We start from the raw sequence: 26,580 nt of genomic DNA on the forward strand, positions 1-26,580 counted from the left end.
CAGATGTTAGCAAAGCGTTAAATTTAGTCAACAGGTTTTTTTTGATACCAAATATCGAGTCATATTAGGGAAAATTCAGAATTGGAGTGCAGATATACAGTATTTAGGAGGATATGGTAAAATCCGCGACTTTCATTCGTACAGGTTAAACCATGGACAAAACGTATTCTCCGCAAGCCATCGAGCAATCAAGTTATGAAAAATGGGAAAATCATCATTATTTTGCCCCAAGGGGAGAAGGTAAGAGCTATTGTATTATGTTACCCCCGCCTAATGTGACAGGCAGCTTGCATATGGGGCATGGATTTCAGCATACACTTATGGATGCTTTGATCCGCTATCAGCGCATGCGCGGTTCCAGAACCCTCTGGCAGCCGGGTACTGACCACGCCGGTATTTCCACTCAGCTCGTCGTTGAACGCCAGCTTGATGCCGAAGGCACCTCTCGCAAGGAGATGACACGCGAACAATTTCTAGCCCGAGTCTGGCAGTGGAAGGAAGAATCTGGCAATACAATTACCCGCCAGATGCGGCGTATTGGTTCTTCAGTAGACTGGTCACGCGAACGTTTTACCATGGACGATGGCTTATCAGCTGCTGTACAAAAAGTTTTCGTACAACTCTATGATGAAGGTTTGATTTATCGCGGCACTCGCCTGGTCAATTGGGATCCCAAATTAGGCACAGCAGTTTCTGATCTCGAAGTTTTATCAGAAGAAGAGGATGGCTTTTTATGGCATATCCGTTATCCCTTGGTTGACTCTGAGGAATCAATCGTCATCGCAACCACCCGCCCAGAAACCCTTCTTGGTGACTCAGCGGTTGCCGTTCATCCTGATGATCCTCGCTATCAGCATCTCATTGGTAAAAACCTGCAGTTACCGCTTTGTGACCGAGTCATTCCAGTCATTGCAGATGATTATGTTGATCCCGAATTCGGTAGTGGCTGCGTTAAAATCACACCCGCCCATGACTTTAATGATCATGAAGTTGGCAAGCGCCATAATTTGCCTTTAATCAATATCTTAACCAAAAAGGGAACTATTAATAAAAACGCCCCTATTGCTTATCAGGGCATGGATCGTTTTGTAGCTCGTGAGCAAATTATTGAAGATTTAAGAGTTGCAGGGCTTTTGGTTAAAACAGAACCTCATAAGTTAAAAGTGCCACGCGGGGAAAAATCAAATGTTGTAATCGAACCCCTACTCACTGATCAGTGGTATGTAAAAATTAAACCTCTGGCAGAGCCTGCTATTGAAGCGGTGAAAAAGGGAGAAATTCGCTTTGTTCCTGAAACCTGGACTAAGACTTATTTCCAATGGATGGAAAACATCGAAGACTGGTGTATTAGCCGGCAACTCTGGTGGGGACACCGCATTCCAGCCTGGTATGATAACCAAGGCCACATCTATGTAGGTTATAGTGAAAATGATGTTCGTTTTAAATACAAACTCGATGATTCACTACCGCTGAAACAGGACGAAGATGTGCTGGATACTTGGTTCTCCTCTGCTCTCTGGCCCTTTTCAACCTTAGGCTGGCCTGAACGTACCCCTGAGCTTGAGCAATTCTATCCTACCTCAACGCTTATCACCGGCTTCGACATTATTTTCTTCTGGGTCGCCCGAATGATTATGATGGGATTGAAATTTACCGGCAAGGTCCCCTTTAGAGATGTAGTGATTACCGGCCTTATTCGCGATAGCGAAGGGCAAAAAATGTCTAAATCAAAGGGGAACGTGCTTGATCCTATTGATATTATTGATGGAATTGATATTGAAAGCCTGATAGAAAAGCGTACTTCCAATCTCATGCTCCCCTCTGTTCGCGACAAAATTGCCAAGGCAACACGTAAGGAGTTTCCAGAAGGCATTGCTGCCTATGGTACTGATGCCCTACGCTTTACCTTCTGCTCTCTGGCTTCCACCGGCCGTAATGTCCGCTTTGACACGGGACGTGTTGAAGGCTATCGAAATTTCTGCAACAAATTATGGAATGCTTCTCGCTATGTCTTGTTGAACACTGACGAAGAACAGGTTGATTTTGGCGATGGTGCCTTCCAATATAGCCCAGCTGATCAATGGATCCTCTCGCGTTTGCAGCATACCATAGCCCTTTGCCATCATTATTTTGAAACCTACCGCTTTGATTTATTGGCAAACACGCTCTATGAATTTGTCTGGCATGAATATTGTGACTGGTATCTCGAATTGTCGAAGCCCGTCCTTTATGACACCCAAGCTTTAAGTGCAATGAAGCGAGGCACACGCCGTACTCTTATCCATGTACTTGATCAAATTCTTAAATTATTACATCCGATAATGCCTTTTATCACCGAAGAAATTTGGCAGCGAACCTGCAAATTCACTAGCCAAAACGGCGAAAGCATCATGCTAAGTGCTTATCCTACGGTGAATAAGGATTTCATTAATGAGGAAGTTGAAGAGGAATTAGCCTGGTTGAAGTCGGTGATCCAGTCTATCCGCACGATTCGCAGCGAAATGACAATTTCGCCAGCCAAGCTTATTCCCCTCTTATTCCGCAACACGACAGCCATCACTAAAGCGCGAATTGAAAAATATCAGGGCACACTCATAGCCTTGAGTAAATTGACTAATATCCGCTGCATGGATGAGAACGAAACAGCCCCAGTATCGGCTTCTGCAGTCATTGGCGAGATGGAGTTACTTATTCCAATGTCTGGGTTGATTGATAAGGAAGCGGAGTTAGCGCGTTTAAATAAAGAAATTGCGAAGCTTGATAAAGATATCTCGCTCGCTGAGGGTAAATTGAATAACCCCAAATTTACTGACAACGCACCGGCAGAGATCATTGCCAAGGAACAGGAGAAGTTAGCGCAGGCAAGACTTGCAAAGGACAAGCTGTTGCATAATAAGAAAACTATAGAGACGCTTTAATTGTGGTTTTGGCCTTGGAGAAAGTTCAATTTTGAGCCCCGTTTTTCTCTCGAGATGGACCAAAATTGGACTTTCCTAGGTACAGAGTGATCTATTACTAGTTTTGTAGTCGCTACGTGACACCATTATATCCCCTGACCTCCGTGCGTAGCGTGGGGGAGAGGGGGTTAAAATCAACTTGCGTAAGCAAACCTTTTGGCTTTGTAGTCGCTAGGAGACACCATCCACGGATTTCGCTGCGCTACATCCAGGCTACCATACTGACTTATTCTACCGCTTCACTATGCTCTTCATTATCGATCTTAGCCATTTATGCGCAGGATCATCATTATCCTTCGGATGCCAATATTGGCTGCAAACATATTCATCGATTTCAAAAGGTACTGGAGCGATTTGCAGTTTCAGCAGCTCTCTGTTGATCTTTTCTGCTACGCGGCGAGTCGTCATTGTTAGATACATAGTGCCGGGTAGAGAAAGTATTGGTAATAAGCCCTGCCCTACCGCAACAGCGACAGGTTTTGTATAGCCCAAGGCATTTAAATATTTATGGAAATAATTCTTAAATGGCGTTTCTTCTAAAACCATTTGAATGAGTGGGTAATTTAATACAGACTCCAGACTAATTTTACCATCCTTGAATGCAGGGTGCTGATCACAGCCAACAATAACCCCCTCATCTTTGAATAATAATTGGCATTTTAAATTTTCTGGCACACCCTCATACATCCCTACCACTAAATCTAATTGATTATTTTCAAAAACCTCAATTGAAGTCAGATACTTAGGATGCAGAAGCTTGAGCCTTATATTAGGCGCTAACAGTTCCATCTGGTGGATTAAGGGTTGGATCAAATTGATTGATACCAGGTCTGTCATACCAATTTTAAAAATTCGTTCTGAAGTAGCCGGTTCAAAAGGAGAATGGGGGCTGAAGATTTTGTCAATCTGCGACATCACCTCACGCACAGGCTCAATTAGGGTAACTGCTAGTGGGGTCAGTTGCATAATTTTATAGTGACCCGGAACAAGTAAGGAATCATTAAAAAATTCGCGCAACTGTTTTAATGAAATACTCATCGAAGATTGGCTTACGCCTATTTGCTTGGCCGCAAGAGTTACATGCCGGCAACTAAGGAGAGCGTAAAGGGCTCGTAACAAATTTAAATTTAGCTGGTTAATGCTCATATTTTTTTCAGCTTATTGCTTTTCTAAGGTATAGCTAATATTTATATTTTTTTCAATTATTTGCAATTGTGTTGGGAAAATAAAAGTGCCACCTTTTTAGATGGCACTTTGAAGAAGGGCTTATAAGGATTGTGATAATTCAATCTCTACTTCATCATCCTCAAAAGCAACCGTAGTTACTGAGTTTAATCCAATCCTCGAAATCACAGCAGCATTGGAATAACTCGAAGAGGAGCTTGAAGAAGAACTTGAGCTCGTAACCATGGAGGAACTTGAAGAAGAGCTTGAAGAGGAACTTGGGCTCGCAGGCGCGGAAGAACTTGAAGAAGAGCTCGAACTTACCGGCACGGAAGAACTTGAAGTAGACGCCGAACTATAAACACTTTCTTGCTCAACCTTTTCACCTGTTGCAATATTTGAATGGTTATCAGCCTGTTCAATATGGTCTATCCAGAACATTAACTCTGCAAACTGACGCTCGTGCTCCTTACTTCCCTCTTCTAAGTAGTTTAAATTGAAGTTTATAAGCAGCTGCATACGTCCAGCTAATCTTCTTGCGTGGGGTGATTCTGTAATTTCACTACGTGCAACTCCTCGCAAGCTTGTCAAGAGCTCAGCGACCTTTTCGTCTTCATTTCGGGTAGCGTTGACTTCTAAGTATGAATGCACTTGCAAGAAACCTTTCAATGCATTCACCGCAGCTAACTTCTCTTGTTTTGAATTCGCTTTCAAATACGCAATTTGCAAGCATTTAAAAGCAGTTTTCGCTGAAACGCTTTCATCAAAGGCCCGGGAACCCTTCATTGCTAAAGAAGCCAACTTCAGCATTTGAGTGGAGGTAGCATAGTTAAGATTGTCTTTGATAGTAGCCAGATAGTGACGTCTTGTGCTTGAGAATATGAAAGTGTTATCCACGTTTTCAAGCGCTTCAGATAATTCATTGACATTAGTAACTAACCCCACATTTTGCGCAATTGCCTGCTCATATTGTGCTCTCATGTTAGCACCTTGAGATACAGCAAAGTCTCGCGACATGAGGCAGGTTGATAGTGAAACTAAGCCCGCTCTGGTATAAGGTTCTGCGGCTGCTATTGCGCCGTCGATATGCACCTTTCGATCATCAAAATAAGTGATTGCAATCTGGCCATACCTTGCCACCAACTCACCAATCGCTTGCTGCATCATTAAGCCTTTATTATCGGTAGGAACAGCGCCCTTAACCTTAATTTGCTTATCAGAGCCAGAGCCGTTGCTAACTGCATATTTAGCAATTTGTTCAGGATCGTTTAAAAACGATCTTAATGAATCTGAATCCAGAGCAACCTCTTCCTTGCCATTAGCTCTATTTATCAAGGCAAGATTAGGCAATTCAGTCAAGGTTTCAGTATGAATAAAAGGATGTTCGCAACGCGCACTTGCAATACCACTAGCCAACTTCCATCGCAGGCTGTTTTGCAGGTAATCAAAGAGATCTTCGCTATTTGAGCTATAGTGCTGTAAATCCAAGCTACCCTGTTCACGTGCACGAACACGTTCCATCAGCGGTAGATAGAGCTCATTAAAGGCTGAACCTATTGGCTTCACTTGGCCGTTTTCATCGTAGTAGCCTGGATCAGCAGAGGTTATTACTCCATGAACGGTGAATCCTTGAGCCTCCATACGCTTAATAATTTCATAGCGGCTAGTCGGGACTAATTCTCTTCCATAATAAGAGACATCTTTTATATCCATATTGGTAAAAAAGTACACATCGGTCACACCCTGTGCACGTAGACTATCCAGTAGCGCCTGATTAATATCAGAGCTGTTGTATAACAAAGTGTCATCAACGTCCAAAAACGCAAAATGTCTCATATCGATTCCTCAGTAATTTAATTGCCTGAGTAAATTATGAACAATTTTGCTTAGGGGATTCTTAGCTTTGCTCGTTAAAAATTGATAGTGCTATTCACTTTTTTAATAGCCTGTAGAAAACATTGCCATTAAATGTCGTTAGGTCTGAGCTAAATAACTACCTTCAACATGCAACACCCTTCTGCTATGAACTCGAAATTGCCCATTAAAACGCTCTAGCGCGTCCTTTCTCATATGAGGGGCGTGATTATCGATGTAATTCAGATAGTCTTCATAATTATCAAGATAGTAAGCAACTGTTACTTTTTTAACAGCAACTTCACCGGCTTGCTGTTCTAACAATAGCTCTGCTTTGACAAAACCCTTTAGCGCTAGTAATTCCCCAATATGCGGTTTTAACCAAAGCATATAGTTGTCAAATATCGCTGAATTCACTTCCAGATTTACTTCATAGATCAACATCTCTAAACCCTTATTGATTTGCTTATTTAAAATTTAAATAATCTCAATTTACTAAGCAACAAATAAATGCGATTCTCAATGAAGTATGGGGGAGCGCAACCTTTATGAAAAATTTGGTCATCCAAAAGTGCGTACAAGGAATTCTGGATAAAGCCAATGTAACCATTAATGGCTCAAAGGCCTATGATATTAAACTCCTGGATGAAAGGGCTTTAAAGGCTATTCTCAAGCAAGGCTCATTGGGCTTGGGTGAATCTTATATGGCCGGTTGGTGGGAATGTGAGCGCTTGGATGAGCTCTCCTTTCATCTTTGCAGAGCAGGACTTGATACCGCGATAAAACCTAGTTTCTTGCAATTGTTATATAATTTATCGACAAAAATCATCAACTATCAAAGCAGAAAACGAGCTCCTCTGGTTGCCCTGAAACATTACAATCTTGATAACAAAATGTTTGAATTAATGCTTGGGCAATCGATGGCCTATAGTTGCGGCTATTGGAAAAATGCCACTAATTTGAATGAAGCGCAGCAAGCAAAATTTGATTTAGTTTGCCGAAAGTTATACCTGACTCAGCAAGATACCCTATTGGATGTGGGTTGTGGCTGGGGCGGATTGGCTGCCTATGCTGCTGAGCATTATGGCTGCCAGGTTGTCGGCATCAATATTTCCGAAAACCAGATTTCCTATGCTAACGAGAAATACAAACATTTGCCTATTGAATTTCATTTGGCAGATTATCGTGATCAGCGAATCTACAATCCTAAGCAGAAGCAATTTAGTAAAATAGTCAGTGTTGGCGCTTTTGAGCATATTGGCTATAAAAACCATCAGAACTTCTTACAACTACTAAGAGAACAGTTGAGTCCCGAGGGCTTATTTCTATTACATACCATAGGAAATAACAGGACAGTAACAACCCTCGATCCCTGGATTAATAAGTATATCTTCCCCAATGGCATCCTCCCCTCGATGCTGCAATTATCGCAAGCAATCGAAAATTGCTTCATCGTCGAAGACTGGCACAATTTCGGCGCCTATTACGATAAAACTCTTTTAGCCTGGTACCAGAATTTTGAAGATAACTGGCTCTCATTAAAGGAACGGTTTGATACACAGTTCTATCGAATGTGGCGCTTTTACTTATTAATGTGTGCCGGTATGTTCCGATCCAGAACAGGGCAACTCTGGCAAATTACGATGTCTAAATCTGGTTTGTTGGGGGGCTATGAGAGTGTTCGCTAGCTAGAGGCCTTATTTAACAAACTCTAGCCTTGATGCAGCGCAACGTAATCAAGATTTTCTTTAGATATGGATAATCATCAACTAAACTTTTGCTGGTTGATTTTTGGTGAATTTTAAATGAAGCCTTGATTACGCTACGCTCTGAGGAATACTGGCATTTTTTTAAACAGAAGGCATGCGCCATATAAGTTCTTTCTGTTCTTTTGTGTGTCATTCCCGCCTACGCGGGAACGACACACATATAAGTCAAAGTAACCGATTAATGTTCACATAGGTATATAAATGATACCTTGATTAAAAAAATGCCAGGATCACTCAGCGCCGCGCTGCATCAAGGCTACACTTATTTGATAAATAGGTCAGATTACAGTGTGTTGCAGTTGAAGCCCTTGCTCATAACATTTTTCAATTACATCTTGTAAGTGCTCAGTCATTTCAAGAACTAAATCATAACGCTTGCTTTGAGTCCCCTTTTTGGCTTCAATCCAAGTTTCTAATGCTTCCAATAGGACTCTATCACTCTCTTCTGAGGGCTCTGCTTTAGCATGTTCCTCAAACGCTCGATCTAATGTACGAGTTTCGTCTGTTTTAAACCAGGAGGCATTCAAACTTCCCTCTGTCCAGTGTTTTTGGAAGTAACCCGTTCTATGCATAACCTGGCGGTTGAGTTGATATAACTCTACTTTATCAATGTTTAGATTGTTAACTAAATGATCATAAATATTATTTCGTAAGCATTCTACTTGATTGTATCGAGAGGTAGATACGTGCTCTTTAGCAATCAGCCAGCTATCAGCCTCTTGGAAAAGATTTTTTAATTGCTCTACATCCTCACTTTGTGTATTTTCGATTGCTTTTACCAAATCTTTGGTTAATTGACTTGAAAAATATGACGCTTTTTTATCTTGCTTAGACCACCAATTAATTAACGCCTCCTCTCTATTCCAGGCCATGCCTTTTCGTAGATGTACTTGAGGATGTAACTTATCAATATAACGATAAGCTTTTTCATTTTCTAAACCAAAAAAACTTTGTAACCGAGAAATCACAGGAAAGGGTTTTGCTTCAAGATGTTGATTCTTAGTATAAGTTGCACGAGCCTCTTCAGTTTTTCTTTGCACTTCTTCTTGAGCAACCAAACCTTGTTTATGAAGATACTTAGCAACTTGCATATGCATATGCGCATCACCTTCGGGAGTATTTGGCGGATTCTGGTGATGGCTCTCACGAGGAATAACAATCAAGTCACGATGAGCAGTTCTTGGTAATTTAGGTACTACCTGTGAAAAAAATCCGCGGTGCACAGGATCCGTACTTTCATGTTGTGCCTCAACTGCATCATGCGTTGTTAAATAGGCCATCATTGCAGTAGAAATAGAATGTTTTCCTTCTATTTGAGGATTAATTTCTAAATGCTCTAGAATTCCTGACGTGTTATATTGCGTATTAAACTCTAGGAGTTGGGCTCTGACATCAGCTCCTACATAATAAAGCGCATTATTCACTAAAAGATAGCTGTTCTGATATGGTGTAAGATCCTCAGGCATCTCTAATTTTACACTGAGGTTGACACTTGTTTTTGCACCGGTATAAGCCCCAAGAATAATACTAACATTTCTTAAATTGTTTAAATTGCTGCAATCAGCAACACTAGCAACATTTGATCCAGGCCCCGAATAAAAATTTCCAGGAACAGGTTGATCAGCTACTATATCCACGGGGATTGTAGGAGCAATTTTATTTAATTCTTTAGCGACTTCAAAACAAGTTACTGCACCACGACTGTACCCACATAAGGTGATACTTTCAATTTCCTCATCACCCACTCCTTGAATATCAGAGCGGTCAAGACTAATACCAATGCCTTCTAACTCTTTACTTTCAGTTGTTGCAATTTTTTTATCTTTACCAAATAGTTTTTTGGTAAAGCGGCGGGCAAAACCTTTTAAATCAGGAAATAGCCCGTTATTACATACTTCTGGCTTATCACATCCCTTAACAAAAACCGTACGTACTTGACCGTCTCCAGGTGCATAATCAAATTGTCCAGGGAAATTATTTCCTGGATTACCTGTACCACAAAAGTAAATGACTAAATGCATAATAATCCTCTTAATAAGTAATTTTAAGATAAAGATTTAGAGGACTAATAATGACCATAAAGTTCATTTTAACCTCAGGCGCAATTTTATAAGTGCATCATGAAGTCAGAATTAATTTCGAATGAATCTTTTTCATGTTGAATTCCATATTGGAATAGTTCAAAGATGGGCCGCTCATTGAAGTGGAGTAATAGGTGACTCCCCTTCCGTCAACGAGCGCCCCAGTACATCATGTCGAACGTAGAGAGACATCTCCTGAGTGTGACACCGTGCCAATCCCGGAGATCCCTCACTATGTTCGGGATGACAGGGTCTTTATCGATGTTCGCCCCTAAGGGGCTGAGGCGCTCAGGATGACGGGCTATATTAGGGTGACGGGGGTTACCTATTACAAAGTGGATGGTTCTGAGCATCAGCTCGGTGAATAAAACATGCGCTCTGCTTATTTCCTGCCATAAACCCGATGGCCAATCCACCCTGCCAAGGCCAAAGTCGAAAAAACAGCGAGTACAATGCCGTAAGGATGCCAGCCTGGGCCGACCAGAGTTAAAGCATCGGGGCTATGTAAAATTGAAAAGGGGATAGCAAGCAGCACATCGACTAAAGCAGAGCCAGCAACTAGCCCGCAAGCAATTAATACCCCTGTTTGCTTACGTAATGATTTCTCTTCCTCAGGAATAGGCTGCTTATTTAAACGCCATTGCACTGCAAGGGCTATCATACCACCTAAAAAGAGCGGGAAAGATGAGGCGATGGGTAGGTACATTCCAATCGCAACCCCTAGAATCGACAAATGGAAATAACGGCCAATATTGCAGAGGTAGTTAATTATAATTAAGGCAAGAATAATACCAGCCCCGATGAACATCATGCTCCAGGGTAGTGTATTGCGAAATACTGCCTCAGTAATCGCTGCCATGAGAGCTGCTGTAGGAGCAGGTAATGACTGGCTAATATCCATCCCCTCTCTAGGCATAACCCCTGCAATGCCATAGACATCAAATAACAACTGCATAACAGGTGGAATAACTAGTGCCGAGACAACAACTCCCAACAATAACATCACTTGTTGCCGCCAAGGGGTTGCCCCCACTAACTGACCAACCTTTAGATCCTGAGTATTGTCATTGGCAATTGCCGCAATACCAGTAACCACTGAACCAATGATAATAGTAATCGCTTCCGCAGCCTTAATTTGGTCATCAGTTAGGGGAAAGGGCAAGCTATGTTTAATTGCCGATAAGAGAATCCAAGCAGCGAATAACATCCCTGCAATAACTACAGACGAGCCCGGGCTTGCTGTCACACCAACCATCCCTGAAAAATAGCCCGTTATTACTGAGAATAAAAAGCCGATAATTAACACGTAAAGCACTGCGCAAAAGACCAAGGTAGGCGCAAAGGCATCATCAAGCCCTACATTTTTCAACGGAAAGATAAATTGAAAGAACAAAAACAAAATAGCGGCCATGAGCACAACGCCTATTAAGATATAGGGCATGGGAATATCTCTATCAGTCCGCGGAATTTTTACATCGGTTCGACTTCTGGCAAAAAAAGCGCTAAATGAAACACTCATACTTTTAGCCAGGGGTTTTATTAATTTAAGGAAGGTCCAGGTGCCAGCAAAAAGCATTGCCCCAATTCCTAAATAGCGCATTTCACTGTTCCATAGCAGTGTTGCAGCTGCATCAGGCGCATTATTACTAATAAACTCAGGAAAAAACTGGCTAACTATAGGCATTGCGACAAGCCAGGAAATAATTGCGCCTAAGAAAATACTCAGGGCCATTTCATAGCCTACTAAATACCCTGCTCCAATCATTGTGGCCGAAAAGCCTACCCCAAATCCAAAGATTGAACGCTTGGCGGTAAACCAAAAAGTCCAATTGTTGGCAATTACTTTGAACCCAGCCTGTAATAGCTCGATCAGTGCCCCGATAGCACCGCCAAAAAAAATATCCTGGATCCCAGCTTTTTCAGCTGAAGATTTTAAAACTTCCGCAATTGCACGGCCTTCGGGAAACCTTAACACCGGTTCATTCACTAAAACCCGCCGTAAGGGAATCGAAAAAAGGACGCCTAAAATACCGCCACAGGCTGCAATAAAGAAATTGGTTAGATAATCAAAATGAGTCCAATATTGAATGATGATCAAAGCAGGAATCGTATAGACAATACCACCTGCTACTGCTTCGCCAGCAGAAGCCGCAGTTTGCACTGCATTATTTTCCAGAATTGTTGCATCCTTGAATAAACGCAAAATCCCCATAGAAATAATCGCCGCGGGAATAGATGCTGAAGTCAGGATACCCAACTTTAAGGCCAGATAAGCATTGGACAAAGCCAATACCACTGTCAGTAAAATCGCCAAAACAACAGAGCGTACTGTCAATTCAGCAATTTTTCTATCCGCGGCAATAAACGGGGCAACCTCACTCATTAGTTACCCCACAAGGTTTGAGAGACTTCAGGACGCAGCCAGGCACTAAGCTTAGCCTTGGGAATTAAAACCGTTTGTGGGCCATAAACATAGGCCGCCACCTGATAAGTATCAAACACGATAGCCAAGCCATTTTTGCTAAAAAACCAATTTTTATAATTCTCTTGAGTTGGTTTGGTGCCAGTTGCAATCCAGTCTTTATCTGAAATTTGCTTAGCTTTGATGGCCGCAGAACTTAATTTTGCAAGCTCTGTCAGATAATTGCTCTCGGGTTTGAATAACTGATCCAAAGTCACAACCTGATTATTTAGAAAATTTAGCGATTGTACACTATTCGCAGGATGAGCTGCACCACGAGTATAAGCAGAAAGTGAAAATAAAAGACTTAAGGCCTTTGGATTTTGGAATTTGATTTTATAGTCAATACGGAGGCTGCTTATCCCTGGTACATCCGCCGACAATTTCTCAGCCTTAGGCCTATTGTTCTTCTGCATGGATTGAATAAAATTTTGCACGGTTTCATCGATATTCTTATTTGCAAAACCTTGGGGATACTTGATTTGGAGATCCAACTCAGTAGTTTCTTTTTTAATTACCACTGTTGCAGGCTTAGAAGCCCAGGCCTGTCCTAAGGAACAACATAAAAATATAAGCGCTAAAATCGATCTTAGCATTAGTGAAACTCCTTAAAGATCAACTAGTTAACAGCCATTCACCCGCAACCATGGTACGGTGAGGGAGCGGAAAACCAAAGTGGTAACAAAGTGACGCGCTATCATACACTGACCAAAGAACTAAATCTGCATTTAAACCAACTTTGATAGAGCCTGTTTCTTGCTCAAGACCTAAGGCCTTTGCCCCCTGATAAGTAACTGCTGCTAAAACCTCAGGAACCCTAAGTTGAAAGAGTTGACAAGCCATATTCATCATTAAGAGTAAAGACGTTGTTGGCGAGCTGCCTGGATTAGAATCGGTTGCTATCGCGATTCCAACCCCCTTTTCTCGCAGCAGATCAATAGGTGGTTTTATTGTTTCACGCAAGAAATAATAGGCTCCCGGCAAAAGCACAGCTACTGTACCACTTTCCGCCATTGCCCTAGCTCCAGCTTCATCCAGATGTTCTAAATGATCACAGGATAAGGCTCCCATCTTGGCTGCCAGTTGACTTGCCCCTAAATTTGATAATTGCTCAGCATGGCATTTGATAGCTAAGCCAAGCTCTTTGGCGTTTAGAAAGAGTTGCTCTGTCTGTTTTAAATTAAAGGCAATCGACTCACAAAAGACATCAACAGCATCAGCTAATCCACTCTCTGCAACCCGAGGTAACATTTCAAAGCAAAGAAAATCAACATAGGCTTGGCTATTATCCTTATACTCTGGCGGGATAGCATGGGCGCCAAGAAAGGTTGTTCTAACACGTAGGCCGCTTAGCTTAGCTAAGCGTCTTGCAACCCTTAACATCTTAAGTTCTGAATCTAAATCAAGGCCATAGCCTGATTTAATTTCCAAGGTTGTCACCCCTTCTGCTCGCAAGGCCAAAATACGGGGTAAGGATTGCTGCAGCAACTCCTCCTCCGAAGCAGCACGAGTATTTCTTACAGTTGATAAGATACCGCCTCCCGAGCGCGCGATTTCTGCATAGGTTTCCCCTTCCAGGCGCCGCTTAAACTCATCAGCACGATCACCGGCATAAACAAGATGAGTATGGCAATCAACCAAACCTGGGGTAAGCAACTGGCCCTGACAATCTTCAATTTGATAAGTTTGCTGCAAAAATTCAGCAGGCAAATCCGCACAATTACCGCACCAAACAATGCGCCCTTGATCTATGGCTACCGCCTGATTGTCTAACTGCTGACCCTCAGCATCAATTGTTGTGGCATTTAATAATAACCGCTCATAGGAATGCATCATTTACTCCCACTCAGGAACCGTATTAGGCGCTCGCAGCCAATATTGGTGGTGACTTTTATCATAAATATCCCATTCTTTCGAAGAATAGACTGCGGGTTCTATATCCAGTAGCAACCAACAGAGGAAATCCCCTACTGTTGCCGGTGATAGCAGTAAGCCATTTCGATGCAGGTTAATAAAAAAATCATGCTTTTCTTCTTCCATAAATTGGGCGTCGCGAATTAAACCCTGCATATCAGTATCAATAATTCCAGGCATCACAGAAGCCATTGCCAAGTTTGGTTTCTCTAGCTGCCAGCAACGTGTCAGCATTGACAAAGCCGCTTTGGAAACACAGTAGCCAGACCAGCCAGCTACTGGAAAATAAGCTGCCCCAGAGCCAATGTGCAAAACGCGACCCTGCTTTAATTTATCGATTAGCAGCTGAGTTAAAAATAAGGGGGCATTAAGATTGGTCGCCAAAATTTGTTGCCAGGCGGACTCACTAATCGATTCGATAGGGGAAATAGGTTGGATAGTGCCAGCATTATGCACTAAACCGTCAATTGAATGCACTTCAGCTAAAGCAGCAACAAGCTGCTTACGTTCCTTGTCGGTAGATACATCAGCACAATGGTAACTGATTAGCGAGGAAAACGAGGCTGTTTCAACAAGGGCTTGCTCTCGCCTGCCAACAATCAAAATCTTTTTACCACGTTTAGCTAAGGCCAGGGCTAAAGCACGCCCAATCCCGCTTCCTCCACCTGTGATTAAGTACATTGGATTCCCCTAGGAGACGACAGTTAAACTTCGCGATAATAGCAGAGGCCCATCTAATTAGCACGATTCTTTGTAGGAGACAAAAAATAGAAAATCCTCTAATTTGCTCCTAATCCCCGCGGCTTGACCCATAGGTATCTATACAAGTGTCTGTAATAGATGAGCTCTGTCCCCCTAAGGCACGTCATCCAGAGCACAGCGAAGGATCTCCTGAATGTGGCACGGTGCTAATCCCGGAGATCCTTCGCTGCGCTCTGGATGACGTAGTGTTGAAACAAGGAAGGACGTGACCTTATTACAAACACTTGTGTAGATACCTATGGGCTTGACCGCGGGGTCTATCAAGCTTTCACTACTCCCGAGGTCAAGCCGCGGGAATTCGAGTTTTCCTGGGATTACCTATTTTTTTCTGTGCAAAGAGCACGATTATCGCGCAAGTAGATGCAAATGAGCTTTAAGAGAGATATATTACTGTGATTTTGCAAATCGCCAGAGCCAGGATGCTAAAATGCTAAACAAACTTTCAAATTATCAACCAACTCAGCCATCCCTATGGCAAGGACGCAAAGATAGTCTGCCCGGCGAACGTTTTTTTCAACATGTTAATCTCGTCGATTTGAACAACCAATCCTTAGCAGAATCATCGAATGCAACCATTCTCCTTGGATTTTGCAGTGACGAAGGCATACGCCGAAATGAAGGACGTATCGGTGCTAAATCAGGTCCCCTTGAATTAAGAGAGCAACTGGCAAAGCTTTCTTGTCACTCCCAGCAACAATTTATCGATCTAGGTAACATTGTTTGCGAGCACGATCTAGAAGGTGCGCAAGAGCAGTTTGCCGAATTAATTAGTTATTGCCATCTGCAAGGATATAAAACTCTAGCCTTTGGTGGAGGACATGAAATTGCCTGGGGGCACTTTCGCGGTTTAACTTCCCATTACCCTAAACTTGGCATCATTAATTTCGATGCTCATTTTGATTTGCGCCCTCTAAAAGATGGACGTTTTGCTACTTCAGGCACTCCTTTCCGTCAAATTTCAGAATATTGCTTGCTAAATCAACTACCTTTTGATTATTGTTGTCTCGGAATCCAGAACATTGCCAATACTCGAAGCTTATTTGACTGTGCAAAAGAACTAAAAGTTTCTTATCTGTGCACAGAACGAATCAATCAAGAAAGCTTTGCCTGGCAAACTGCGTTTCTGGATGAGTTTATGTTACGCCATGACTATATTTATCTAAGTCTTTGTCTTGATGTATTTGCCGAGTGCTTCGCACCGGGGGTCAGCGCTCCTCAAGCTACGGGTCTAACACCCTGGCAGGCCCTCCCACTGTTGAAATACATCCTACAAACTGGCAAAGTGGTAAGTCTTGATGTGGCTGAGCTCTCGCCTCCCTTAGATGAAGGGAAAAAAACTGTGCGATTAGCCGCAAGTCTTGTGGCAGAGTTGCTAGATTACTATTAAAGCAAGGAGTGTTATCGATGAAAAAATCCATGCTGTATGCAGGATTAATGACTATTTTAAGTGCAACAGCGTATGCCGAAGATAGTAACAACCTCAATACTATACAAACAAATCCTGGAGCTACTAATGCTGTGCAATTAGCCATGCAACAGGGAGTACAACTAGCATCTTCTGATGCAGTGCAAACACCCGCTAATAGCACTGTCAAAACACCTGCTAACTCTGAAACACAGCCCGCAGCAGTCAGTACACCAACTTCCGCCACCGGCGCAGCACCAACCCCGGCTTTGGATACCTCAACAGCACCAGCAGCACCAGCAGCGACAGGTGCGACTACGACACCAGCGACGGGGGATGTTACAACGCCAGCGGCAGGTGCTGCTACGACACCAGCAGCAGGTACTGCTACGACACCAGCGGCAGGTGCTGCTACGACACCAGCGGCAGGTGCTGCTACGACACCAGCGGCAGGTGCTGCTACGACACCAGCGGCAGGTGCTGCTACGGCACCGGCAGCAGGTGCGACTACGACACCGGCAGCAGGTGCGACTACGACACCGGCAGCAGGTGCGACTTCGACACCGGCAGCAGGTGCGACTACGACACCGGCAGCAGGTGCGACTACGACACCGGCAGCAGGTGCGACTTCGACACCAGAAGCAGGTACGACTACAACACCAGCAGCAATCAAGCCAGCCCAACCCTTGGATTGTAGCTACCGTATTCCGCCAGAAACTTCGCATATCGAACAAACTATTGTGATGAAATGGGCTGAGAAGGCTGCAGAGCAATCCTTTGATTTTGACTTCAACAACCTTGATAAACAAATTTCCCTATTAAAGTCTTGTTATACTGAGCAGGGATGGCAAGGTTTTAATGATGCCTTACAAAAATCAGGAAACATCAATGCCATTAAAACTCAGCAACTTACTGTAAGTTCGATGGTAAATGGGGAAGGCAAAATTACTGAGCTCAAAGATAACCAATGGAAAATTGCTATCCCAATGCAGGTGGTTTACCAAAATGATAAGGAAAAATTAACTCAACCGCTAACCATCAATCTGATTGTTGGACGCAAAGTCTCTGGCGACTTAGGTATTATGCAAATGATTGCTATACCTCGCCAACCAATGACCAATGCAGCTGGTGGTGAGAACCCTCAAGAGACAACTACCACAACGACTACACAGAAGCCCTAAGGATTTGCATAGGTTTTGTAGTAGCTAGGCGACATCATTTATACCCCCTCATCCTACCCTCTCCCCCACGCTACGCGCGGTGGAGAGGGGATAAATGTAAGATCAAGTCTCCCACCCCGTCATCCTGAGCGCAGCGAAGGATCTCCGGGATTAGCACAGTTGCTACACTCAGGAGATCCTTCGCTGCGCTCCCAAAGACGTACGTCATGTCGAACGTAGAGAGACATCTCCTGAGTGTAGCAACTGTGCTAATCCCGGAGATCCCTCACTATGTTCGGGATAACGAGGTTTTTATGGATGTTTGCCCAAAAGGGGCTGGGGCGCTCAGGATGACGTGCTATGTTAGGGTGACGGGGCTGACCTATTACGGATAAATAGAAGATTACAAACCCATTTAGCCAAAGTGCAGAACATAACGGATTATCCCGTTTGTACCCTGAGAATGGTTTCTCGCGCCCCGCTCAATGTATAAGTTAAAAAATACAAACTGATTTTTGGTTAAACCATAAAGCATTCCAGGACCAATGGCCCAAACCTTTTCTTCTCTCCCAGCAACACCCTGACCATTTACACGAGTATTGGTAAATTGATTAAACACATAGCTATTGATACCTAAGTGAAATTTTTCTGTAACTGCAAAATCAGTTGCAATGTTAGCAAAGACAGCTTGTCCTGCTTGTGTGGAATGCACCGTGGGACCAAAACCAGATGGATCTTTATTTTTTGCATTCCATAGATAATGCAGGCGCATAGATGCCGCCCATTTGGGTGTGATCCACAAAGTTGATGCCCAATAAGGGTTAATTGACCAGAAATTAGCGCTGGGGTTGATCGAAAATTCAGAGTCATAATGACCAATTGGCACAATGACATCAAATTCAAAACGCTGAACAAATAAAGGACCCTGACCATTTTTACGCATAATTGGGTCAAATTGTAAGGCTGGACCTATCGTCAAATCACCAATACCATCAGCCGCTCTTAAGACGGGGTTAGGTAATCCATCATTGACCCTAGCATGTAATACTGAAGGTAGGACCGCTGAAATTCCCAGATTCGCACCTAGAACTTTCTTGGTTGATAAATAAATTAACTGCAAGATATCCGCAGTGACGCGCAGATCATTTTCCGGAAAAGGCAGCTTATTTCCATTCTTATCATTAAGTCGGTTAGCTGTGTAATACTGGAAGTAATTTTGAAAATAAAAACCCGGGCCAGATGGCGGACCACCATCCAAAAAGCTGGTATATCCGAGATTAACAACGGGTTCATCGTAAGCTAGAGCAACTGATGGTAAGGTCAGACACAGTAAGCCAGCAAAACTTGCTAATAGCTGATTCCGTTTCATTATTATCCTTAATATCAATCTAAGATAAGAATTCGATTATTTATCAATAGGATAATCAGTTTTATATTGGCTGGGAATAGTTTTTGTAATTATTAGGCTAACACATTCGCACTGAGTTCTGTGCGCTAGCACAGGTTCTCGAACTGATGTATCTTCACAAACTTGTAACTCAAAAAAATAGTTACTTATTAAATCATTATGCTCTTTTTTATGTCGTTCCTTCGTAGGCAGGAATAACAGGAAAATAGATCAACTTATGCGATTAACATACATTTTTTTAGTCATACATCTGAATTTCAAATTCGTGGGGATACCTCAAGTCTCGAAGCGTCGCTGCGAATAGCTTCGAGACGGCCTAAAGGCCTCCTCAGCCCGAACGGGTAATTCACTCTCCCTCACAATGCGCGTGGTGGAGAGGAAATAAAGACTATTTACGCTGAACCCTTTTCATCCGCATAGGGTAGGATAGTTACCTGCGTACCTACAGTAATAAATTGCTCATTGAGCCATTTAGCCGCGCTTGGTAGTACACGCACGCAGCCATGGCTAGTATTAGCGTAGGGCACTTCATAGCCGGCATGAATTGTAAAACCCTGGAAGAAATACATACAGTAAGGCATTTTTGCGCCCCCGGTAGTTTCTACAGGATATTCACCTGACCGACATTCAAGGCCACGCTTATTATAGACACGGAAGGTACCAGTCACGGTTCGGCAAGATTGGTTGTGATCTTCATCGCAAACATCTTTTCCACCCGAAGCACTACCGGTCATTACTCGGACACCATCTTCATCATAAGCTGCCCAAGCATAAGCTTGCGGGTCAAAGATAAATTGTCTTTTACCTGTTGCAGGCGCTTTTTCCGGAAAATGATCACGGCCACGTTTATCGCGAAGATAATGAGTAGTGCGATGGACAACGCCAACATCATCAGTTATCAGGGTTGATTCATCATAATATTCCATACAACCGGCAAGCCCAAGGGACAGCATGCTCGCCCACAACAACTTTTTCATGGTAAAAATTCTCTCTATTATCGTTGAGTTACAAAGTTATCAATCTTTCAAACGACGATACTTAATTCGTGAAGGCTTGTCGGCCTCATCCCCTAAACGCCGCTTTCTATCTGCTTCATAATCGCTGTAATTGCCCTCAACAAACACGACTTGGGAATCCCCTTCAAAAGCCATTAGATGGGTGCAAACTCGATCGAGGAACCAGCGATCATGGGAGATAACAATAGCGCAGCCAGGGAAATTGAGGATCGCATCTTCCAAGGCTCTTAGGGTTTCGACATCAAGGTCATTACTAGGTTCGTCGAGTAACAACACATTGCCGCCACGTTTGAGTAATTTAGCTAGATGTACACGATTGCGCTCACCGCCCGATAATTGCGACATTTTTTTCTGCTGATCCGCGCCCTTAAAATTGAAGCGGCCAACGTAGGCTCTGGATGGCATTTGGAAAGAACCAACCTGCATAATGTCATGACCATCAGCAATTTCTTGCCAAACCGTTTTATTATCATCTAAATGGTCACGCAACTGATCGACATAAGCCAGATTTACTGTTTCACCAATACGAATTTCACCGCTATCGGGGCTTTCCTGACCAGTAATCATTTTTAAGAAGGTCGATTTACCTGCGCCATTGGGACCGATAATTCCAAGTATCCCAGCTTTAGGTAATTGGAAGTTTAAATTTTCAAATAAGAGGCGATCACCGAAGGATTTGCTAATTTGCAGGCCTTCGAGAACCAAATCACCAAGTCGCTCACCCGGCGGAATATAGAGCTCATTGGTTTCATTACGTTTTTGAAATTCTTTTGAATTCATTTCATCAAAACGAGCAAGTCTTGCCTTGTTCTTAGCATGACGTCCCTTCGGTGAAGTGCGAACCCACTCCAACTCTGCCTTGATAGCACGTTGGTGGGAAGCCTGTTGTTTGTCTTCCATCGCCAGGCGCTCTTCTTTTTGCTCGAGCCAGGAGGTGTAGTTTCCTTTATAAGGAATACCCTCACCGCGATCGAGCTCCAGAATCCACTCAGCAGCATTATCCAGAAAATAGCGATCGTGGGTAATAGCAACCACTGTTCCGGCGAACTCTTCAAGATAACGCTCAAGCCAGGCAACACTTTCTGCATCGAGATGGTTAGTTGGCTCATCGAGTAACAACATATCTGGGCTTGACAAGAGTAAACGACAGAGAGCGACTCGGCGGCGTTCTCCTCCCGATAAATTTTGGATTTTTGCATCCCATTCTGGCAAGCGAAGCGCATCTGCTGCAATATCCAAACGACGATCGAGATCCCAGCCACCATGGGTTTCAATATCATTCTGCAGTTCGCCTTGCTTCATCAATAAGTCATTCATTTCATCATCACTCATTGGCTCTGCAAAACGCATGCTAATTTCGTCGAAGGCAACGAGTTTGGCTTTAATCTCTTTAACACCCTCTTCAACGATTTCACGAACAGTCTTGTCCATATCAAGCTGAGGCTCTTGCTCCAGATAGCCAATTTTAATACCTGGTTGCGGTCTCGCCTCGCCCTCATGTTGGGTATCTACACCTGCCATGATCCGCAGTAAAGTCGATTTTCCTGACCCATTTAAACCCAGAACCCCAATCTTGGCACCTGGAAAAAAACTCAGGGAAATATCTTTTAATATAAAGCGTTGATTATCAACCACCTTAGAAACGCGGTTCATAGTAAAAATGTATTGGGACATAGATGCTCCATCTCGCTAAATGCAGGCGCAGAAAGTAAACCATAGCGTTTAATTTCTCAAGTCTATATTGCGCCTGAATTAAAAATATATTTAGATTCTTAAGTTGGACTAAAGCCCAGCCTACAATTTTTATAACTCACATCAGCTTCAATCAAGCCCAATCAAGAATTACCTTACCAGACTGGCCTGAAGCCATGATTTGAAATGCATGTTGATAATCATCGACTGGAAAATGATGAGTCATAATTGGTTCCAGATTCAAACCACTTTGCAACATGGCTATCATTTTGTACCAGGTTTCAAACATTTCCCGGCCATAAATTCCTTTAATTATCAGACCCTTAAAAATAACATGATTCCAATCAATAAGGGTTTCTTTGGGAGGAATACCCAATAAAGCGATATGGCCACCATGGTTCATTGACTTAACCATATCGTTAAAGGCCATGGGATTTCCAGACATTTCAAGACCGACGTCAAATCCTTCAACCATTCCTAATTCATCCATGACATCTTTGATTGATTGATATTTGACATTCACAGCACGGGTCGCGCCCATTTTACGTGCTAGTTCTAAACGGTGATCATTAACATCGGTAATCACCACATGGCGAGCACCAATATGACGCACAATAGCGGCTGCCATAATACCAATTGGCCCTGCGCCGGTAATTAACACGTCCTCGCCTACGACATCAAAGGCTAGGGCACAGTGGGTGGCGTTACCAAAGGGGTCAAGAATAGAGGCTTGTTCAGCAGTGATGTTATCAGGCAATACCAGCACATTTGTCGCAGGTAATGATAAATATTCAGCAAAACAACCTGGTCGATTGACGCCAACGCCCTCTGTATTACGACAAAGATGTCTTCGTCCAGCGCGGCAATTACGGCACATACCACAGGTAATATGCCCTTCTCCGGAAACACGTTGCCCAACTTTAAGGCCCTTTACTTCCCGCCCTACCTCAACAATTTCTCCATAAAACTCATGGCCTACAGTCATAGGCACGGGGATAGTAGCCTGTGCCCACTCATCCCATGAATAGATGTGAATATCAGTTCCACAAATAGCAGTTTTGTGAATTTTAATCAGTACATCATTCACGCCATGCTCAGGTACAGGGACATCCTCCATCCAAATTCCTGGTTCTGGTTTGGCTTTTACTAATGATTTCATGCATATCCCCCTTTAATATCTTAACTAATAACCCTAAGCTCTTTACCTACTTTCGCGAAAGCCGCTATAGCCTTGTCCAAATGCTCTAACTCATGAGCAGCTGACATTTGAGTACGAATTCTGGCCTTCCCTTTGGGAACCACTGGGTAGGAAAATCCAACAACATAAATACCTTCTTTCAACAAACGATCTGCCATGCGGCCTGCCAAGGCAGCATCACCTAGCATAACAGGTATAATTGGGTGCTCGCCTGGAACTAAATCAAAACCAAGCTGAGTCATTCCTTTACGAAAATACTGGCTGTTTCTCTTTAATTTTTGTGACAACTCATTGCTTTTTTCCAGCATATCAAGCACGGCAATCGAGCTATGAGCAATTACAGGCGCCAAGGTATTGGAGAAAAGATAGGGTCTGGAACGCTGACGCAACCAATCGACGATAACCGCATTCGCAGAGGTATAACCACCTGAAGCACCGCCAAGCGCTTTGCCCAAGGTACCTGTTAAGATATCAATTCGATCAGCTACCCCACAATATTCCGGCGTACCACGCCCTGTCTCTCCCATAAATCCAACCGCATGGGAATCATCAACCATAACCATTGCATCATAACGCTCAGCCAGATCACAGATTGCTGCCAAATTAGCAATAATGCCATCCATCGAAAAGACACCATCCGTTGCAATTAAACGGAAACGAGCGTCTTTTGCGGCGATCAATTGCGCCTCCAGATCCTTCATATCGTTGTTGGCATAGCGGAATCGTTGTGCCTTACATAATCTGACACCATCAATAATACTGGCATGATTAAGCGCATCGCTAATAATCGCATCCTCAGGGCTAAGAAGGGTTTCAAACAAACCGGCGTTTGCATCAAAACAAGATGAATAAAGGATAGTGTCTTCCATACCAAGGAAATGGCTGATTTTCTGCTCTAACTCTTTATGAACAGTTTGTGTACCGCAGATGAAACGCACTGAAGCCATGCCATAACCATATTTTTCCAGTGCTTTTTGCCCTGCTGTAATCAAGTCAGGATGGTTGGCTAAACCTAAATAATTGTTAGCACAGAGGTTGATAACCTCACCTTCTTTTACTTGGACAGCCGCCTGTTGTTGGCTAGCTATAATTCGCTCAGATTTGTATAAGCCTTCTTCCTTGAGCATTTCTATCTCAGATTGCAGAAACTCAGTATATCGCTGTGACACCTCATTCTCCTTTCGTTTCAGACTATAAAATGGCGCAGATAATAGCAAATTTTACACAAGTCCTCTATGAAATCCTCTCTACTTGAAAAAAAGAAAATAAATCTAAGCAATCGCACCTTTTCTCATTTCTTGCTAGAATCATCGCAACGCTTTAACCTAGCTTGTGCAGATAATCCCTTGAATAGCAATTAACCTGCTGATTCATAATAAAAAAAATTAACGGCACAATCCCTTTTTTCTGATGGTGAACCAATGACTACTAGTCAAAATGCACGTGTTAATATGGTCAAACAACAGCTCCGCACAGGTGACGTCCTTGATGAAAACATCCTCTCGCTGTTTAACTCAATCCCACGTCATGAGTTTGTTCCCAGCACTTTAAGAGACGTTGCTTATTCTGACATGCAACTTCCGTTAGCGCATGGCCAACGTATGATGACGCCCTTGGAAGAAGGCTTAGTTTTACAAGCGCTGGCACTGAAAGGGACTGAAACAGTCCTGGAAATTGGAACGGGTACCGGATTTTTTACAGCTCTATTAAGTCGTTTATGTAAAAAGGTGTTATCTGTTGATTATTATCAAGAATTCACAGAACATGCGCGACGTAAACTGGATGAACATCGCTGCACTAATGTCGAGCTAATCACAGGTGATGCCTGTCGCGGCTGGCTTGATAAAGCACCTTATGATGTTGTTATATTTACCGGCTCTATCGATGCAGTTACTGAAACCCAACGACTGCAAGTTTTACCAGGTGGAAAACTATTCGTTATAGTCGGCAAGGAACCTGTTATGCAAGGACAGCTACATTCTTTAGACCACAACGATACCTGGCATGGCAACGTGTTATTCGAAACCTGTTTGCCCTCCTTAATCGATAAATCTAAGCCGAAAGAATTTGTTTTCTAGGATAAGCTGTATGAAAAAAACGTTCTTATGCTTGCTGTTCGGTCTTGGTGTACCTGCCTTGTCGTTCGCAACAGACCTGATGGATATCTACCAGCAAGCGTTGGAGAACGATCCTATTTTTAAGCAAGCCTATAGCACTTACATGTCTAATACCGAAGCAGTGCCTATAGCTCGTGCTGCCTTATATCCTCAGTTGACTATCAATGCCTTAGCTGCACGGAATGTTCAGGATGTTGCGGCATCCACTAGCAGATTAGCGACTACCTACAATTCAAACCAATGGCAGGTCAATGCTTCGCAGGCCTTATTTAACTATAAGGCCTGGGCCCAAGTGCAACGCGCCAAAGCTTCAGTTAAAGCAGCACAAGCCAGTTTTAATGATTCAGCACAAAATCTGATTTTACGCACTGCCAGCGCCTATTTTCAGGTGCTATTGGCTAAAGATACTTTGAATTTTGCTGAAGCAAAAAAGCGGGCGAACAAACGCCAGTTTGATCAGGCAGAACAACGTTTCAAAGTGGGTTTGGATGCTATTACCTCCGTTTATGAAGCGAAAGCAGCTTATGACCAATCCGTTGCCCAGGTGATTTCGGCAAGAAATAATCAGATCAATCAAAATGAGAATTTACGTAAATTAACTAACCATGTTTACGAGCATTTATCGCCACTTAGAGACAGCCGTATTCCCTTAGTCAAACCTGAGCCTGACAATATTAATGAATGGGTGAATACCGGATTAAAGCAAAACTATAAACTTTATGCCGCCAAATATGGCCTAGAAGCGGCGCGTGAAACCATTAAAGCACAATCTTCTGGTGCCTGGCCGACCTTTGCCCTGCAAGGGAATAGCACAACAACCCATATTCAATCGGATGTCTCAGCGTCAAATTCGGCTTCCTTTTTTGTTCCCTCACGCCAAAGTACATCTAATGTAGCTATTGCTATGAATTTTCCTGTTTTTCAGGGTGGTCTTGTGCAAGCTCAAACCAGACAGGCGCAATATAATTTTCAAACAACTAGCGAGCAATTAGAGCAAACCTATCGCGATGTTGAGGTCAACAGCCGTATTGCTTTCAATACAATTATCGATGGTATCAGCAAGGTAAAAGCAGATAAGCAAACGATTATTTCTCAGCAAAATTCGCTTGAAAGCACCGAAGCCCAGTTTCAGGTGGGTACTCGTACGATGGTTGATGTTGTCAATGCCCAGCAACGGCTTTTCGAAGCGCAAGAACAACTTGCCAGCGATCAATACGACTTGATTAATTCCATTTTAAATTTAAAATACCTCGCCGGCACTTTGAATGTGACTGATCTTGAAGAAATTAATGCCTGGCTGCAAACAACCCGTATTGCCAACTTCCCTCCTGAAACCTCAGCAGTTTCTGCTAAGCGTATTGCTGTTCGTAAAAAGCAAGGTAAGTAGTGATACAATTGAGTCCAAGTTTGTAAGTAATAGGGCACTCCCCTTCCGTCATCCTGAGCGTAGCGAAGAGCTCCTGAATGTGACAGAGTGCTAACCCCGGAGATCCTTCGCTACGCTCCCAAAGGCGTACGTCATGTCGAACGTAGAGAGACATCTCCTGAATATGGCAGATGCTAGTCCCGGAGATCCCCCACTACGTTCGGGATGACGGGATCTTTATCGATGTTTGCCCCAA

General features: G+C 43.2%; 19 protein-coding genes. 6 read left to right on the plus strand and 13 right to left on the minus strand.

The features are described from left to right. Positions 1-152 precede the first annotated feature (152 nt). Entirely contained in the window at positions 153-2,918 is a 2,766-nt protein-coding gene (locus tag BN1094_RS08255) for a valine--tRNA ligase (protein WP_043873968.1), read from the plus strand. Positions 2,919-3,188: 270 nt separating this feature from the next. Here BN1094_RS08255 and BN1094_RS08260 read toward each other — a convergent pair whose 3' ends face one another. The 3 genes from BN1094_RS08260 to BN1094_RS08270 all read right to left on the minus strand — a co-directional run bounded on the left by BN1094_RS08260 (position 3,189) and on the right by BN1094_RS08270 (position 6,419). Then, positions 3,189-4,103, minus strand: a complete 915-nt coding sequence (locus tag BN1094_RS08260) for a LysR family transcriptional regulator (protein ID WP_245614256.1) — start codon at positions 4,101-4,103, stop codon at positions 3,189-3,191. Positions 4,104-4,223: 120 nt separating this feature from the next. Then, positions 4,224-5,957, minus strand: a complete 1,734-nt coding sequence (locus tag BN1094_RS19825) for a hypothetical protein (RefSeq protein WP_043873969.1) — start codon at positions 5,955-5,957, stop codon at positions 4,224-4,226. A 138-nt stretch (positions 5,958-6,095) separates the two neighbouring features. After that, the gene (locus tag BN1094_RS08270; RefSeq protein ID WP_043873970.1) at positions 6,096-6,419 is read right to left on the minus strand and encodes a DUF4286 family protein; all 324 of its coding nucleotides are present in this window, start codon (positions 6,417-6,419) and stop codon (positions 6,096-6,098) included. A gap of 104 nt (positions 6,420-6,523) precedes the next feature. Between BN1094_RS08270 and cfa the strand changes: the two genes are divergently transcribed. Next, positions 6,524-7,663, plus strand: coding sequence for a cyclopropane fatty acyl phospholipid synthase (gene cfa, locus BN1094_RS08275; RefSeq protein ID WP_043873971.1), 1,140 nt, complete (start codon positions 6,524-6,526; stop codon positions 7,661-7,663). A 359-nt stretch (positions 7,664-8,022) separates the two neighbouring features. On the opposite strand, the gene BN1094_RS08280 is transcribed toward cfa, so the two are convergent. The 5 genes from BN1094_RS08280 to BN1094_RS08300 form a co-directional block, all read right to left on the minus strand. Continuing rightward, positions 8,023-9,765, minus strand: a complete 1,743-nt coding sequence (locus BN1094_RS08280; protein ID WP_043873972.1) for a hypothetical protein — start codon at positions 9,763-9,765, stop codon at positions 8,023-8,025. A gap of 442 nt (positions 9,766-10,207) precedes the next feature. Further along, complete coding sequence (locus BN1094_RS08285) at positions 10,208-12,208, minus strand: OPT family oligopeptide transporter (protein ID WP_043873973.1); 2,001 nt, start codon at positions 12,206-12,208, stop codon at positions 10,208-10,210. Next, positions 12,208-12,882, minus strand: coding sequence for a DUF3298 and DUF4163 domain-containing protein (locus BN1094_RS08290; RefSeq protein ID WP_043873974.1), 675 nt, complete (start codon positions 12,880-12,882; stop codon positions 12,208-12,210). The genes BN1094_RS08285 and BN1094_RS08290 overlap by 1 nt, the downstream gene beginning before the upstream one ends. Before the next feature lie 19 nt (positions 12,883-12,901). Continuing rightward, on the minus strand, positions 12,902-14,119 hold the full coding sequence (gene hutI / locus BN1094_RS08295) for an imidazolonepropionase (RefSeq protein WP_043874562.1): 1,218 nt from the start codon (positions 14,117-14,119) through the stop codon (positions 12,902-12,904). 3 nt (positions 14,120-14,122) lie between these two features. After that, positions 14,123-14,881, minus strand: coding sequence for an SDR family NAD(P)-dependent oxidoreductase (locus BN1094_RS08300; protein ID WP_043873975.1), 759 nt, complete (start codon positions 14,879-14,881; stop codon positions 14,123-14,125). Between the two features lie 508 nt (positions 14,882-15,389). Between BN1094_RS08300 and hutG the strand changes: the two genes are divergently transcribed. Together hutG and BN1094_RS20115 are read left to right on the plus strand one after the other, a co-directional pair. Next, positions 15,390-16,349 (plus strand): formimidoylglutamase, encoded by a 960-nt coding sequence (gene hutG, locus BN1094_RS08305; protein WP_043873976.1) that lies wholly within the window; start codon positions 15,390-15,392, stop codon positions 16,347-16,349. 17 nt (positions 16,350-16,366) lie between these two features. Continuing rightward, positions 16,367-17,548, plus strand: coding sequence for a DotI/IcmL family type IV secretion protein (locus tag BN1094_RS20115; RefSeq protein WP_052403206.1), 1,182 nt, complete (start codon positions 16,367-16,369; stop codon positions 17,546-17,548). A gap of 394 nt (positions 17,549-17,942) precedes the next feature. Here the strand turns inward: BN1094_RS20115 and BN1094_RS08315 are convergent, their stop codons facing one another. The 5 genes from BN1094_RS08315 to BN1094_RS08335 all read right to left on the minus strand — a co-directional run bounded on the left by BN1094_RS08315 (position 17,943) and on the right by BN1094_RS08335 (position 24,010). Further along, positions 17,943-18,896, minus strand: coding sequence for a SphA family protein (locus BN1094_RS08315; RefSeq protein WP_043873977.1), 954 nt, complete (start codon positions 18,894-18,896; stop codon positions 17,943-17,945). A gap of 431 nt (positions 18,897-19,327) precedes the next feature. After that, positions 19,328-19,912, minus strand: a complete 585-nt coding sequence (locus BN1094_RS08320) for a L,D-transpeptidase (RefSeq protein ID WP_043873978.1) — start codon at positions 19,910-19,912, stop codon at positions 19,328-19,330. A gap of 39 nt (positions 19,913-19,951) precedes the next feature. Beyond that, the gene (gene ettA, locus BN1094_RS08325; RefSeq protein WP_043873979.1) at positions 19,952-21,625 is read right to left on the minus strand and encodes an energy-dependent translational throttle protein EttA; all 1,674 of its coding nucleotides are present in this window, start codon (positions 21,623-21,625) and stop codon (positions 19,952-19,954) included. Between the two features lie 151 nt (positions 21,626-21,776). Then, entirely contained in the window at positions 21,777-22,802 is a 1,026-nt protein-coding gene (tdh, locus tag BN1094_RS08330; protein ID WP_043873980.1) for an L-threonine 3-dehydrogenase, read from the minus strand. Between the two features lie 20 nt (positions 22,803-22,822). Next, positions 22,823-24,010, minus strand: coding sequence for a glycine C-acetyltransferase (locus tag BN1094_RS08335; RefSeq protein WP_043873981.1), 1,188 nt, complete (start codon positions 24,008-24,010; stop codon positions 22,823-22,825). Positions 24,011-24,262: 252 nt separating this feature from the next. On the opposite strand from BN1094_RS08335, the gene BN1094_RS08340 reads away from it, so the two are divergent. Continuing rightward, positions 24,263-24,919 (plus strand): protein-L-isoaspartate O-methyltransferase family protein, encoded by a 657-nt coding sequence (locus BN1094_RS08340; protein ID WP_043873982.1) that lies wholly within the window; start codon positions 24,263-24,265, stop codon positions 24,917-24,919. A gap of 10 nt (positions 24,920-24,929) precedes the next feature. Further along, the gene (locus tag BN1094_RS08345) at positions 24,930-26,345 is read left to right on the plus strand and encodes a TolC family outer membrane protein (RefSeq protein ID WP_043873983.1); all 1,416 of its coding nucleotides are present in this window, start codon (positions 24,930-24,932) and stop codon (positions 26,343-26,345) included. The last annotated feature ends 235 nt before the right edge of the window (positions 26,346-26,580 follow it).

The organism is Legionella massiliensis, assembly GCF_000756815.1.
In the GTDB taxonomy this organism is placed as follows: Bacteria; Pseudomonadota; Gammaproteobacteria; order Legionellales; family Legionellaceae; genus Tatlockia; species Tatlockia massiliensis.

What these genes read in the sequence shown, in the direction of transcription:
- BN1094_RS08255 (WP_043873968.1), top strand. Translation starts at nt 153, where the DNA reads ATGGACAAAACGTATTCTCCGCAAGCCATCGAGCAATCAAGTTATGAA.
- cfa (WP_043873971.1), top strand. Translation starts at nt 6,524, where the DNA reads ATGAAAAATTTGGTCATCCAAAAGTGCGTACAAGGAATTCTGGATAAA.
- BN1094_RS08300 (WP_043873975.1), bottom strand. Translation starts at nt 14,881, where the DNA reads ATGTACTTAATCACAGGTGGAGGAAGCGGGATTGGGCGTGCTTTAGCC.
- BN1094_RS08260 (WP_245614256.1), bottom strand. Translation starts at nt 4,103, where the DNA reads ATGAGCATTAACCAGCTAAATTTAAATTTGTTACGAGCCCTTTACGCT.
- BN1094_RS08320 (WP_043873978.1), bottom strand. Translation starts at nt 19,912, where the DNA reads ATGAAAAAGTTGTTGTGGGCGAGCATGCTGTCCCTTGGGCTTGCCGGT.
- BN1094_RS08345 (WP_043873983.1), top strand. Translation starts at nt 24,930, where the DNA reads ATGAAAAAAACGTTCTTATGCTTGCTGTTCGGTCTTGGTGTACCTGCC.
- BN1094_RS08315 (WP_043873977.1), bottom strand. Translation starts at nt 18,896, where the DNA reads ATGAAACGGAATCAGCTATTAGCAAGTTTTGCTGGCTTACTGTGTCTG.
- BN1094_RS19825 (WP_043873969.1), bottom strand. Translation starts at nt 5,957, where the DNA reads ATGAGACATTTTGCGTTTTTGGACGTTGATGACACTTTGTTATACAAC.
- BN1094_RS08340 (WP_043873982.1), top strand. Translation starts at nt 24,263, where the DNA reads ATGACTACTAGTCAAAATGCACGTGTTAATATGGTCAAACAACAGCTC.
- hutI (WP_043874562.1), bottom strand. Translation starts at nt 14,119, where the DNA reads ATGCATTCCTATGAGCGGTTATTATTAAATGCCACAACAATTGATGCT.
- BN1094_RS08285 (WP_043873973.1), bottom strand. Translation starts at nt 12,208, where the DNA reads ATGAGTGAGGTTGCCCCGTTTATTGCCGCGGATAGAAAAATTGCTGAA.
- BN1094_RS08280 (WP_043873972.1), bottom strand. Translation starts at nt 9,765, where the DNA reads ATGCATTTAGTCATTTACTTTTGTGGTACAGGTAATCCAGGAAATAAT.
- tdh (WP_043873980.1), bottom strand. Translation starts at nt 22,802, where the DNA reads ATGAAATCATTAGTAAAAGCCAAACCAGAACCAGGAATTTGGATGGAG.
- BN1094_RS08270 (WP_043873970.1), bottom strand. Translation starts at nt 6,419, where the DNA reads ATGTTGATCTATGAAGTAAATCTGGAAGTGAATTCAGCGATATTTGAC.
- BN1094_RS08290 (WP_043873974.1), bottom strand. Translation starts at nt 12,882, where the DNA reads ATGCTAAGATCGATTTTAGCGCTTATATTTTTATGTTGTTCCTTAGGA.
- hutG (WP_043873976.1), top strand. Translation starts at nt 15,390, where the DNA reads ATGCTAAACAAACTTTCAAATTATCAACCAACTCAGCCATCCCTATGG.
- BN1094_RS20115 (WP_052403206.1), top strand. Translation starts at nt 16,367, where the DNA reads ATGAAAAAATCCATGCTGTATGCAGGATTAATGACTATTTTAAGTGCA.
- ettA (WP_043873979.1), bottom strand. Translation starts at nt 21,625, where the DNA reads ATGTCCCAATACATTTTTACTATGAACCGCGTTTCTAAGGTGGTTGAT.